At 57.5% G+C, this 14,214-nt stretch carries 4 protein-coding genes and 1 tRNA gene; 4 read left to right on the top strand and 1 reads right to left on the bottom strand.

Annotated features, from left to right (window positions below):
• Positions 1 to 5 precede the first annotated feature (5 nt).
• The 3 genes from ACZ5AL_RS08360 (at position 6) to ACZ5AL_RS08350 (ending at position 12,085) form a co-directional block, all read left to right on the top strand.
• A complete protein-coding gene (locus tag ACZ5AL_RS08360) occupies positions 6 to 6,389 on the top strand; it encodes a T9SS type A sorting domain-containing protein (RefSeq protein ID WP_464509914.1) in 6,384 nt (2,127 codons plus the stop codon).
• A 364-nt stretch (positions 6,390 to 6,753) separates the two neighbouring features.
• Positions 6,754 to 10,374 carry a T9SS type A sorting domain-containing protein gene (locus ACZ5AL_RS08355; RefSeq protein WP_464509913.1) on the top strand — a complete coding sequence of 1,207 codons (3,621 nt, stop codon included), beginning with the start codon at positions 6,754 to 6,756 and terminating at the stop codon, positions 10,372 to 10,374.
• 103 nt (positions 10,375 to 10,477) lie between these two features.
• On the top strand, positions 10,478 to 12,085 hold the full coding sequence (locus ACZ5AL_RS08350) for a bifunctional aminoglycoside phosphotransferase/ATP-binding protein (protein WP_464509912.1): 1,608 nt from the start codon (positions 10,478 to 10,480) through the stop codon (positions 12,083 to 12,085).
• A 6-nt stretch (positions 12,086 to 12,091) separates the two neighbouring features.
• On the opposite strand, the gene ACZ5AL_RS08345 is transcribed toward ACZ5AL_RS08350, so the two are convergent.
• A complete protein-coding gene (locus tag ACZ5AL_RS08345) occupies positions 12,092 to 13,780 on the bottom strand; it encodes a Ppx/GppA phosphatase family protein (RefSeq protein ID WP_464509911.1) in 1,689 nt (562 codons plus the stop codon).
• 348 nt (positions 13,781 to 14,128) lie between these two features.
• Between ACZ5AL_RS08345 and ACZ5AL_RS08340 the strand changes: the two genes are divergently transcribed.
• Positions 14,129 to 14,202: transfer RNA gene (locus ACZ5AL_RS08340), tRNA-Asp, on the top strand.
• Positions 14,203 to 14,214 lie beyond the last annotated feature (12 nt).

Genomic DNA, 14,214 nt, shown 5'->3' with positions numbered 1-14,214 from the left:
TCCCCATGAATGTGCTGCTTGTAAGCGTAGCTGTGCTGCTTTTTTCATGGGGAGCAGTTGGCTCCGCCCACGCGCAGACGGTCTACCACGTCACCGAGACCGGCGACGCGAGCAACGACGGCTCCTCGTTTGCCAATGAGGATGCGCTCTCTTTGCAAGGCGCGCTAAGCAATGCCACCGGTGATGATGTCATCGTCATTGCTGCCGGACGCTACCTGCCGACCGACGATGAGAACGACCGCGATGCGCGCTTTGAGATCACCGGTGCACAGGATGGACTCAAGATCTATGGCGGATGGAGCGGCGTAGAGTCGTTTACCGGCATTAACGATGTGGAAAATCAACTCGCGAGTCGCGACTTGGCAACCAACCCTGTCGTCCTCTCGGGCGATATCGACAACAACGACAATACGAACACCAGCGGCATCACTGAAGACGCTGCAGACATCAATGGCGACAACATCTACAACGTGGTGTACCTAAATGGCAGGTCCGGCGGGAACATCACAACGGACACCGTGCTCGACGGACTTGTTATTACTGGGGGGCAGGCCAGTGGCCACACTTTCGAAACTGCTCGCGGAGGCGGTGTATTTTGTGACGGAAACCTGAGTGGTAACATATGTAACCCCATAATATCCAACATCCGCTTTATCGGTAACAGCGCAAACATAAATGGCGGCGCGATCTTCAACAGTGGCGCATCTGGAGGAGAGAGCAGCCCGCAGATCACCAATGCCACTTTCACCGGCAACTCCGCAGACCGCGGTGGCGCAATCTACAACAATGGATTTAACGGAAAGAGCAGACCGCAGATCACGAACGTCACCATCACGGGCAATAGCGCAGACGTCAGAGGCGGCGCGATCTTCAACGATGGCAACATAAACGACCCTGACGAAACAGGCGAGAGTAGCCCGCAGATTACGAACAGCATCCTGTGGGGCAACAACGCCAATACCAGTGGCGATGAGATATTCAACAGCGCTGGCGAGGCCACACTCAGTTACACGCTCATTGAGGGTGGCGTAGACGGCCCCGGTGTTGGTGGAGGTACCAATGTCGACGGTGGCAACAACCTCGGCTCCAACGCCAATCCGGACTTTGTGAATGTGAATGACCCAGCAGGCAACGGACTGCTTTTGCTGACTAGCTCACCTGCACTGGATGCGGGAGACAACACGCCGTTCGAAACAGGCGGTATTGCCGAAGACATAGAAACCGACCTCTTGGGCGAGGCCCGTATCCAGAACGGGACGGTCAGCGTCGGAGCTTATGAGCGAGGGATCAACAACGAGGCTCAACTGCGCCTGGTGGCCCGCTCGGGCGTAGAAACCGGCACGTTTGAATTATCCAATACGGGCATTGGCGTGTCCGGTGCCGAGGTCGATCTGGGGAATCTGCCTCCCGGCGTCTCCGCCATAGACGACTCAGGCGATGGGGATGTGAACAGCGATGGCGATACCTGGACGGTAGATGTCTTGGCGGGAGGCACTGCAACGGTACGCATCGACTATGAACGCGGCGCCTCCGCCGACCCGGGCCTGCTTAACCTGACTGCCGAGCTTAACACGAATAGCTACACCGTCGATGATGGCGGTGTCGACGGCACAGACCCGAGCGATGCCATCGTCGACTGGGCCCTGCTCGAAGCACCCTACGGCTCCAGCACTGCGCTTTCCTTCGACGGCACCGATGACTACCTACGCATGGACGGCTCGGCTGAAGACGTGGGACTAGTTGGCGCCAGCTTTACCGTCGAAGCCTGGATCCGGATCGATGACCTCACCGGTGATAATCCGATTCTGGGCCACGGGGACTCCAGCCCCGGAGCGAATCAGGTGTTGCATCTGACTACGCGGGGCTCCACGCTGCATATGGGGTTCTTCAGTAACGATCTGGAAGGGAGCGCGTCGCTGGAGGAGGAGCGCTGGCACCACGCCGCATTTGTCTACGACGCCGCCAATGAGGAGCAGCGCATCTACCTCGACGGAGAACTGGATGGGACCCGTAGCGCGGATGCGTTTGCGGGAGACCAGAGCGACCAACTCCAGATCGGGCGGTGGGGCGGCAGTCGCTACCTCGACGGCGCGCTCGATGAGCTGCGCATATGGAATGATGCACGTGGCGAAGATCAGATTCAGGCCACGATGCACCAGACAATTTCGACAGATATGCCAGGCTTGGTTACTTCGTACCGTTTTGACGCAGCCCAGACCGAACAGCGTTTTGACGCTGACCACGATGGCACTACTGCATATGACCTGGCCAGTGGGCGAAACGCCTCGTTCGAGGGCGACCCGCAGTGGACCGATAGCGGCGCCCCCCTAGGGCAAGAAAGCATCGTGGTCGCACCCGGAACGGCCGGGACCATCGGAGCCGACGGACAGTCGCTCACCGCTACAGTAACCAGCACCACCGACCGCCTCACGCTCTACCGCTACGGTGATGCCGATGCAGCAGTTGTCAGCCACGACGCGCTTCCGGGCCTGTCTGCCGAGCGGGCCAACTTGGTGTGGGGCGCTCTCAATACCACCTCCGGTAGCAACGTATCCGCCGATCTAGAACTGACGTACGGCGACGTCACCGTGCCTTCCCCCGGTGAGATTAGTCTGCTGGGCCGCTCGGGCCCGGAGGCCGACTGGACAAGTCGAAATGCCGATGGGGACATCACGGCTACCACAGCTACGCTCTCAGATCAGACAAGCTTCGGGGAATATGGACTGTCGGTGCCCTCGATCTACTACGTGGATGCAGAGGGTAATGGTGAAGATAACGACGGCACCTCATTCGATGATGCCTTCACCAACATGGAAGACGCCCTAAACAAGGCAAATGGCGACGACATCATCGTAGTTGCCGCCGGTACCTATGTACCAACAGGCGACGCTTCTGACCGCGATGCTCGCTTCGAGATCACCGGTGACCAAGACGGGCTCAACATCTACGGGGGCTTTAGTGGAAGCGAACTCTTTGATGAGAGGTCTGATGTAGAAGCCGCACTGGATACTCGCGACCTGGCCGAGAACGAAACCATCCTCTCAGGCAACATTGACGATGACGATAGCGCCAACACCGAGAACAGCTACAACGTCGTTGTGATACGGGCCACGAGCAACTCGATCACCGCAAACACGGTGATGGATGGGTTCACCATCCGCGATGGCAATGCGAACGACGATCAGGCCGATGCTGGGGACTCGTCGGATGCGGGGGGCGGAATACACCTGGCGAGCCTAACCAATGATGCACGTCCAACGCTTCGAAACCTGCGTATCACCCAGAACTCAGCGATCAACGGTGGAGGAGTCTATATCGACAGCTTTCTTGGCACTGCGGCCCCGTTTCTCTCCAATGTGATTGTGACTGAAAACGAGGCCGAAGAAGGGGGCGGGCTGTACGCAACTGCATCCACAGGAGGTATTACAGCTCCTGTATGGGTGAATGCTGTATTTGCATCGAATGCAGCCAACCAACGGGGAGGCGCATTTTATAAGCGTGCCATAGCAGGCGGCACGGTTACCTCGCAGGTCGTTAACGCACACGTGGTCAATAATCAGGCGACGGACGACGGCGGCGTGGCCTACCACGAGGGCGTAAACACCGATGCAACCATGGCACCGTCGTATGTCAACACGCTTTTCTGGAACAACACGTCAGATCCGTTCGGTGCTGAAATCGATGATCCCGGAAGCGGCGTTCCTTCGTTTCAGCATGTGCTTGCTGAAGGGGGATGCCCCGGTGGCGATGCCACATGCGACACGGTGCTCGATGACGACCCCAAACTTGTTGGTATCGAGAACCCGGGCGGCCAGGATGGGCAGATCGGTACACAAACAGACGGGTTGCGATTTGCCAGTAATGCACCTCTAACAGACGCGGGCACCAACACACCGTTTGAAGGCAGCGGTGTAGCAGCGACGATAACAACAGATCTGCTCGGCGATGACCGAATTCAACAGGGCACCGTCAATATTGGCGCGTACGAATCCACCTTGCATAGCGGCCCCATATTCTACGTAAAAGCCGATGCAACCGGTGCTGGCGATGGATCCTCTTTTGACGACGCTCTGCGTAGTCCAGCTCCGGCCCTTCGACTGGCTCGTGCAGGCGACGTGATTGCCATAGCAGAAGGCGTGTACACGCCCATCACACCAGCCGACCCCTCAAATATCACCGAATCAGAGCGTGCAACGCCCTTCCTGATCGATGCGGATAACGAAGGGATAGAAGTCTATGGCGGCTGGAGCGGCACCCAAACCTTTGCCGATCCCGACGCCGTCCGCGCTGAACTGAGCAGCCGGGACCTTACCAACACGCGCACTGTGCTTTCCGGAGACATCAGCGGCAGCAGTACAACCGGAAGCGACGGGATCATTGAAGACCCCGATGACACAGCCGATACGAATAGTCACAATGTGCTTCTCCTCGACGGACGCAATGCTCCGGATGGCATTACGCCGGCTACCGTTGTCGACGGGGTTGTGCTAACCGGGGGCAATCTTTCGGGCACAGGTGGAGATGGCACCCTACGCCTCGGAGCGGGTCTTTTTTGCAACGGAGGTGATAACCCGTGTGCGCCTCGCCTTTCGAATCTCCTGCTTATAGGCAACGAAGGAAGCTCCCAACCCGGCGGGGGACTGGGCATCGCCTCTGAAGCTGATGATCCGACTCCACAGGCTCACCTAACTGATATCGTTGTCACACGCAACAACAGTCAGTTTGGTGGCGGAGGAATAGCGATCTTTGGATCTGCCAGCCCCACCATCACCAACGCCGTCATCTCCGCCAACACCGGTGGGTTTTTTGGAGGCGGAGGAGCTATCATCGCCTCGGATGTGGGACGCAGCGCACCGTCGTTCGTGAATACCACCTTCACAGGCAACATAGCGCCTAACTTAGGAAGCGCTGTCTTAAGCCTCACTGATGGCGATGGCGAGGTAGATCTCACGCTCACCAATAGTGTGTTGTGGGGCAATGCAGGATTAGATGGAAGTATTAACCAGATCAGAAACCAGAATAACACCACCGTTCGTCTCCAAAATACGCTCATGCAAGAAGCTACAGGGGATGGAATCGTAAATGAAGACGGCGGTACTGCCCTGTTTCTGGATGCAGACGGATACGCGGTAGATTTCGGACAAAGCACTAATCTCGACGCCGATCCGCTCTTCGCCGATACCGACGCAGGCGATGTGCGCCTCACAGGCGGCTCCCCCGCGATTGCGCGTGGCACGTTCGCCCCCTTCGAATCCGGTGGCATTGCGGACGGCATCACAACTGACATTGCAGGCGACAACCGCCTCTTCGGCGCTAAGCCGGACCTGGGCGCCTTCACGTTTAACGACATCGCAACCACAGACGACGACATCGCCGACGCCGCTGGGCTGCTTGGCTACCTGGAGCCGACCGGCTTCGAGGGACTCGTGCTGCTTCGTGAGAACAGCGCGGCCAATGGCGGGCTTGCGTTCGAGCGTATTGACGAGCAGCCGGAGGATCCCAATAGCGAATTGGAGGGGAACGTCGCGCCGTTTACGTGGACGGTCACCTCGAGCCTCGACAACGCCCCCAGCTACGACCTCCTGCTCTCCACAGCAGATCTGGGCGGTATTAGTGATTTCGACGCGCTCACGCTCTACAAATCTGAAGATGGCGGACAAACGTGGGACGCCGTCGACACATTTACCGGTGCAAGCCTGGTGCTGGATGAAGACCGTGCGCTGGTGGCGGTGCAGGACCTGACCGGCTTTAGCCAGTTTGCGATCGCCAGTAGCGCCGCCGACAACCCGCTCCCGGTCGAGTTGGCCGGATTCGAAGCCGCCCTCAACGGCGAGTCCGCGATGCTGCAATGGCAGACCCTCTCCGAAACCAACAACGCCGGATTCGAGGTGCAGCGCGCGGTTGGGTCGGTGAATGGATCTGTAATGGAGACGTCCGGGTCGGACGTCTCTACCTGGCAAACTCTCGCTACCCTGAACGGTGCGGGTACCACCGACGAACCGCAATCCTACCGCTTCGAGGACACCCAGCTTCCGTACGCGGCGGATAGCCTCAGCTACCGCCTCCGCCAGCTCGATACCGACGGCACCGAATCGTTCAGCGAAGCGGTCGTTGTAGCGCGGCAGGTGAATCAGGCAGAGCTGCTGCCCACGTATCCGAACCCGGTGCGCGGGCAAGCCACGGTGCGCTTTGCGGTGCCCGAGCGGCAAGTGGTGCGCATCGACCTGTACGACGTGCTGGGCCGACGGGTACAAACGGTGGTGGATGGCGAGCAAGACGGGCGCACCGAGCAGATGCTTGACGTAAGCCGCCTGTCGAGTGGCACGTACTTTCTGCGCATGCAGACCCCCGGCCACACCGAAACGCAGCGCGTGACCGTGGTGCGGTAGCGGGTGCTTACATAGATAGATACGCCCATCCAACGACCTGACAGGTTTTGAAGACCTGTCAGGTCTGTTTGGGTTTATGCCCACTAGATCGACTTCCGGGCTATGATTTAAGAGTGCGTAAGCTGCAGTCCGGAGACCGAGGTTGTTCAGGACGCGCACCGTGGCTTTCCCTTCACAGAATGTCCCCAACGGCCTAAACCGGCTATTGAGACGTCATTTGACACAAATAGACAAGGGATTGAGACGCATAGACAAGCGGATGACACCTATTAGCTGTACATAGATAGTGCTTCTGCTCTACTTATCTGCGCTTGCAGATGGTTGGGCGAATCGTTGTCTGCAATCCACGTGCGCTAAAGGTTCTATGTCTGCTCGCTACCATAACTACACGTTCGTTTCTCCTTCCATTTGCCTGCGCCTTGTTGTGGCGCTGGTCCTCGCGCTACTTGTTCCCTGGGGGGCTGCCTCCTCTGCACAGGCGCAGACCATTTATCACGTCACCGAAACGGGCGAGGCGAGCAATGACGGATCTTCGTTTGCCGACAGCGATGCGATCTCTTTGCAAGGTGCGCTGGGCCAAGCTGATGGCAATGACGTGATTGTAATTGCTGCCGGGCGCTACCTGCCGACCGACGATGAGAACGACCGCGATGCTCGCTTTGAGATTACCGGTGCACAGGATGGGCTTCGGGTCTATGGCGGGTGGGCAGGCATCGAATCGTTCTCCGATATTAGCGATATAGAAAGCAAACTCGGTGACCGCGACCTTGGAGGCAACCCTACCGTTCTCTCCGGCGATATCAACGACGAGGACGACACCAATACAGATAGCATCACCGAAGACGCTGAAGATATCGTCGGTGGTAACAGCTTCACGGTTCTCTATTTCGATGGCACCTCTGGCGGGAATATCACGACCGACACCGTGCTCGACGGACTTGTGATTACCGGAGGACAGGGCGAAAATGGCGGTGGAGCGTATTGTGACGGATCACGCGATAGCAATATGTGTAGCCCGGTAATATCAAACTTCCACTTTAGAGGAAATACTGCGAACAGATCAGGTGGAGGACTTTACAACGATGGAGATAGTGACAGCGTAAGCAGTCCGCATATCATAAGTACGACCTTTTCTGGCAACTCAGCTCTGCGCGGAGGCGCGCTCTACAATAATGGAGGACGACGCGGTGGAAGCATCCCTCAAATCGCAAACGTGGTCTTTACCAACAACTCTTCCGATTCCCAAGGTGGTGCAATCTACAATAATATGTCAAGAGGCCTATTACTAATTTCAAACACAACTTTTACGGCCAATGTTGCTAATTCTGATGGCGGTGCGATCTACAATGCTTGTTCATTACGAGGCCGAAAATGTGAAATAGAAATCATCAATAGCATCTTATGGAATAACAATGCTGGTAACAGAGGAAGTGAAATTTTCAACTCCAGAGACGTCCGTTCTACGGTCAGCTTTACGCTGATAGACGGTGGAGTAAATGGAGATGGTGTTGGTGGAGATGACAATGAGGATGGGGGGCGCATTATTGAAGAAGATCCGCTGTTTGCCGACTCAGACCGTCCTGTAGGTCCTGATGGCGCGTTCGGCACTGTGGATGACGGATTGCGCCTCCAACGGGACTCCCCGGCCCTTGATGCCGGGACTAACTTTTTCATCTTTCCCTCGAACCTTGATACCGACCTGTTGGGCGAGCCCCGCTTGCAGAACGGCGCCATCAGCCTCGGGGCCTACGAGCGTGGCGTGTACACCGGCCCAATCTATCATGTCGATGCCAATATTACCGGGGGAAACAATGATGGCTCCTCCTTTGACGATGCGTTCGCCGACCTGCAAGAGGCATTAGACAAAGCCGAGGGCGGTGATGTCATCGTAATTGCGGAAGGGACATACGTGCCCAGCAAACCGCTGAATGGTGATAGCGATGAACGTGCAGCGACTTTCGAGGTCACGGGCGAACAGGACGGACTGAAGATCTACGGCGGATGGGAAGGCAACGAGCAGTTTGCAGATATTGACGATGTCCAGAGCCAACTCGACAGCCGTAAGCTATCGGTTCATGAAACCATCCTCTCGGGCAACCTCAACGATGACGAAAACGATGACTCCGGTAATGCCTACCACGTGCTTGTCCTGAATGGAGGAGATCGAATCGGTGCCAATATCACGGCGAACATTACCGAGGCTACAGTGCTCGATGGCGTGACCGTGACCGGTGGCCGTGCTGTCGACGGGTCGCTCCCTAACAATTCCGGTGGTGGACTGTACTGTGATGGCCGCGGCAACGGCAATATATGCAGTCCGTCGCTAAACCGTCTTACCTTCACAAGCAACTTCGCAAACTTTGGAGGGGCGATCTACAACGATGGCAGGGATGGGGGTACGATCAGTCTGCAAATCACCAACGCAACCTTCACCGACAACACTGCAGTATTCGGTGGTGGGGCAATCTACAATTATAACGAGGATAGCGGTGACACAAGCAGTCCGCAGATCACCAACGCAACCTTCACCGGCAACATTGCAGCATCTGGAATCCCGGAAGGTGGAGCGATCTACAACGAGGGGGCACGAAACACACTAGAAATTACGAACACAATCGTGTGGGGGAATGACCAGGTCAACAGCCTCTTAAACGACGGAGCCACTCTCATCCTCCAAAACACCCTCGTGCAGGATGCTACCGGCGATGGAATCACAGATCAAGACGGTGGTATCACGGTTATTCTAGACGGGGACATCCTTGACACCGATCCGCAGTTTGTGGATGCCGATGCCGGCGATGTACGCCTCACCGCCGGCTCCCCCGCGATCGCACGCGGCACGATGGAACCGTTCGAGTCCGGGGGCCCTGCTGAAGACATAACCTCCGACCTCGCCGGCAACGACCGCCTCTTCGGCGCTAAGCCTGACCTGGGCGCCTTCGCGTTCAGCGACATCGCAACCACCGACAATGATATCGCTGATGCGACGGGGCTGGTTGGATACGTCGATCCGACCGGATTCGAAGGGCTCGTGCTGCTGCGCGAAAACAGCGCCACCGATGGCGGCCTCACCTTCGACCGCACGAGCGAAGCCCCCGCCGACCCGATGGGCGAGCTGCCCGATAACGTTGCGCCGTTTACGTGGACGGTCACATCCGGGCTCTCCGAAGCCCCCAGCTACGACCTGCTGCTCTCTACCGAGGACCTGGGCGGTATCGAGGACTTTGAGACGCTCACGCTCTACAAATCCGACGACGGACAGACGTGGAACGAAGTTACCAATCTGGGCGGCACGCTGGTGCTGGATGAAGACCGGGCCCTGGTGGCCGTGCAAGACCTGACCGGCTTCAGCCAGTTTGCGATTGGAAGCAGCGATCCCAGCAATCCGCTGCCGGTGGAGCTTAGCGCTTTTGGAGCCACCCTCGACGATGACGAAACCACCTTGCAGTGGGAAACCACCTCGGAGACCAACAACGCCGAGTTTGAAGTACAGCGCATCACCGGGTCCCCGGTAGAGACGTCCCGCCGGGACGTCTCTACGGAAAAATCATGGGAGACCGTCGGTACCCTTGATGGCGCGGGCACCACCGACGAACCGCAATCCTACCGGTTCGAGGATGCGCAGCTGCCGTACGCCGCGGACAGCCTAAGCTACCGCCTCCGCCAGATTGATACCGACGGCATCGCCTCCTTGAGCGAGACGGTGACGATTGCGCGGCAGGTGACCCAGGCCGAACTGCTCCCCACGTACCCGAACCCGGTGCGCGGGCATGCCACGGTGCGCTTTGCGGTGCCGGAACGGCAAGCCGTGCGCATCGACCTGTACGACATGCTGGGCCGCCGCGTGCAAACGGTGATAGATGGCGAGCAAGACGGGCGCACCGAGCAGATGCTGGACGTAAGCCGCCTGTCGAGTGGCACGTACTTCCTGCGGATGCAGACGGGCAGTCACACCGAAACCCAGCGCGTGACCGTGGTGCGGTGACGTTGACGCAGTGCAAACCGCCTCATGATTGTTCAATGAACAAATAACCTCGAAAATCGTGAAAGTGGGGCTAGTCTGTATTCCTACTAATCCAGACCTATTGATGCCTTCTTCCTCCATTGCTACGGCGCCGACCGGACGCGACTTACGCTTGGCGCTTGAAGACGAAACCACATATCCATATTCCCCTGAACATATAGAGGTCGTACAGACTCACATCTCCTATGTGGCGCTGGCGCCTCCATATGTGTACAAGATCAAAAAATCGGTAGACTTGGGGTTTCTGGATTTTTCGACGATCGAGAAGCGCCGTCATTTCTGTGAGGAGGAAATTCGCCTGAACGGACGTCTGTGCGGAGACATCTACGAAGGCGTGGTGCCCATCTCGGCAACACCCAACGGACTTCGTCTCGAAGACGACTCCAACATCGTAGATGTAGCGGTGAAGATGCGCATGCTGAATCCCGATCAGTTCATGGATGCGCGCTTACGAGCCGACCGATTGGAAAAAACAGACATCGACCGGGTCGTTACAACGCTGGCTGACTTCTACCGTGAACGGCCCTCGTCGCCAGCAATTGCTGAAAATGGACGTATCCCTAACATCTGGACCAACATTCGGGAAAACTTTGACCAGGCCGTTCCGCACCGTGGCGACCTTATTACGCGTCCAGCCTACGAGGCGTTGAAATATGCGGCCGAGCGGTTCATGGATCAGCATGCAGGGCTTCTGCATCGCCGCCGTGCTGAGGGACGCATTGTGGATGGCCATGGCGATTTGCGGTTGGAGCATGTGCACCTGAGCAACGAGCGTGTGTGCATTTACGATTGCATCGAGTTCACAACACGTTTTCGCCATATCGATATCGCCAGCGATGTGGCGTTTCTAGCCATGGAGCTCGATGTAAATGGCAAGCATGACCTGGCACGCTATTTCATGGAGGCGATGGCAGAGGCGCTCGACGATCCAGATCTGCTTCGTGTGGCGGACTTTTACAAGAGCTATCGAGCCTTCGTGCGCGGCAAAGTCAACGGTATGAAACTCGACGATGACGACATTACGGGCGAGGCGCGCACCACATGCATCCGCGACAGCCGTCACTTTTATCAGTGGGCGCTGCGTTACATGGCAGCCGGGTCGCGTCCCCTCGTGGTGGTGGTTATGGGACGCGCCGGAACGGGCAAGAGCACGCAGGCGCAGGCCCTCCACGATGCGCTAAGCTGGCCGGTGGTGTCCTCCGATACCACCCGAAAACAACTGGCCGACATTCCCCTGCATGAACGGCCCGATGCGGAAACGCGCGCTGCGCTCTATAGCACCGAAATGACAGAGCGTACCTACACCACCCTCCGTGAAGCCGCTATCGACCATGCCAAGCAAGGGCAAGGTACCATCTTGGATGCCACCTTCAGCCGAAAGACCCAACGCGATGCGCTTCGAACGCATCTGGCCGAGCATAACATTCCGCATGTGCTGGTTGAGCTTACGGCGTCTGACGATGCGCTGAAGCAACGCCTGGGAGAGCGCTCGGCGCAAGATCACGTGGTATCGGATGCGCGGGCCGAGGACTTTGAGATGCTTACCGCCCGATATGAAGCGCCCGATGCATTGGAAGATGCGCATCATGTTCGTGTAAAAGCCGATGGCATGCCCGACAGTACCACGCGGTCGATCCTGAAGCATCTCGTCCGCCTGAAACCGAATGGGTAGCACACGCTATTGCGTATCTGGAGCCTCGGAGGCCGCGTGCGTGAGCGTAATCGCTGACGGATCGATGGGTGTGCCGTTCGATGAGGACTGCATAGCGCCCGTAACATGTACCGAACGGTCAAACGCCTTCTCGAACAACGAGCTTGCTTCCTGGGCGGCCCATACCTCTAACTCCGGGTCGCCTTTGGTGCGTACCTCAATGTCGAGCGCCTCCTCGTTAGGCGTAAGGGTAAGCGCCATTACGTTTTGGTAGTGACTGCGGTCAAGCCCTTCGGCAATGCGTAGGAGAGCGGCTAATTGGAGCACGCGCTGTTGGTTCTTCGGTACCAGCCGCCCATAGTGTGGATGTGAAGGCAACGGGGGCTCCGACCGGTGATAGCGAGCCACAAGCGAAATAAGATCCACCTCACCGTTGTAAAAGCCGCGCAAGTCGGCATGACGAATTAGGTAGCGCGAGTGCAGGTGGTGGTCAGAGTGGCTGATGTAGTAGCCTATGTCATGCAGCAACGCCGCGTACTCTAAAAGCTCCCGATCGGTGGAAGGCCCCTCGTACCACGGCTGGCACAGGTCAAACAAAAACAAAGCGGTAGAGGCTACATGCTGGGCGTGTTGCTCATCCCATCCAAAGCGGAACCCAACTTCATAGATGCTGCGGCGGCGTACATCGGCGTACGGAGCAATGCGACGCAGCCGCTTGTGGTTTTCCTGGATAAACTGTACCACCATGCCCTCGCGCAGCGCGTGCGCCGACACGTGGATTTCTTGGAAGTCGTGCGCATCGAGCAGCACATCGAGTAATACAGCTCCGGCTCCCACCTGACCGACGCGCTTCAGGGCTACGGCAGGAAGCGCTTCCCGCTCTTCCGCAGACGTATCCATAATAAAGCGCAGCGTGTCGCGGAAGGGCTGAATAGGTACATCCACCTCGAAAACGGAGGTGTCGGCCTGGTTGTGGCGGTCTAAGCACACGCGCGCCAGGCTTTTCACGGTGCCCGAAGAGCCCACAAGCGATACCACGCCGTACTCACGGATCGCTTCGAGCACCGGCTCCATTTCGGTTCGGAAGTGAGAGCGAAGCGCTTCCTCATCTGCATCCGACATAGGGTCGCTAGAAACAAACATCTCGGTCATTCGAGCAGCGCCCAGCTTCAGACTCGTGGCGTAGTGCACAGTATCGCCCGTACACACGATAAACTCAACGGAGCCGCCGCCAATATCTACCACAACGGAAGGTACCCGCAGGTCAACGGCCCGCCGCACACCCTCGTAAATCAGATGCGCCTCTTGGGCACCACTAATCGGGTCGATGCGCAGTCCAATTTCGTTCCGTACACGCTCGATAAACGTGCCTCCGTTAGACGCTTCGCGGATTGCACTGGTAGCACAAGCAAAGAACGACCGGGCGCCCCATCCTTGAGACAGCAAGTAAATGCGCTTTAGCGCCTTCATGCCGCGCTCCATAGCTGCCTCGGTGAGACGGCCCTCCGCCAGTCCGTCTTCGCCAAGGCGAACCATTTCTTTCATGCGATCAACGACTTTGAAGCTCCCGTTGGAATAGGCATCCACAATGATCGCATGAAACGAGTTGGTCCCTAAGTCGATCACGCAGACGCGAAGCGGAGAGGGGGCCGATTGGGTCTCGTACGTGGTGTGGGGCACATACGGGCAAGCCGTGCGTGAAGACGAACCGGTCATGAATAGAAGAGGACTGCTGCAAAAGGAATAAACACACGTCTGCTGTACGGAAATGCTAAACCGCGCTAAAAGTTACACCCGGTCTTTGGTAATGTTGTTTAGAATGGGTTTTCACTCTCCAAGGAAACTGACACGTTATACCGCTAAGTGAGCCCACACAAAGAATCGTTGAGCATGTCATTGCGAGCAGCGCTGGCGCCACGCCGGTCGCAGGGCTCCCTCCTGGCGATGACAATTTCGGACCATACCATTCAGGTGTAACACACCACCAGGCGGCTTCCCCGAAACTTAGATTTCCCAAGAGGAACAAACCCCCGTAGTTACCCTTTTTGAGATACGATAACGCACGGTCCGGTAGTTCAGTTGGTTAGAATGCTGCCCTGTCACGGCAGAGGTCGCGGGTTCGAGTCCCGTCCGGACCGCCTCCCTCCCCT

Source organism: Natronotalea proteinilytica (assembly GCF_055379935.1).
Note: the sequence above shows the minus strand (reverse complement) of the source record. Positions and strands in the feature narration are given on the sequence as shown.

Bases quoted from the DNA above. Each gene is read 5' to 3' on its own strand.
- ACZ5AL_RS08350 (WP_464509912.1), top strand. From the start codon at position 10,478: ATGCCTTCTTCCTCCATTGCTACGGCGCCGACCGGACGCGACTTACGC.
- ACZ5AL_RS08360 (WP_464509914.1), top strand. From the start codon at position 6: ATGAATGTGCTGCTTGTAAGCGTAGCTGTGCTGCTTTTTTCATGGGGA.
- ACZ5AL_RS08345 (WP_464509911.1), bottom strand. From the start codon at position 13,780: ATGACCGGTTCGTCTTCACGCACGGCTTGCCCGTATGTGCCCCACACC.
- ACZ5AL_RS08355 (WP_464509913.1), top strand. From the start codon at position 6,754: ATGTCTGCTCGCTACCATAACTACACGTTCGTTTCTCCTTCCATTTGC.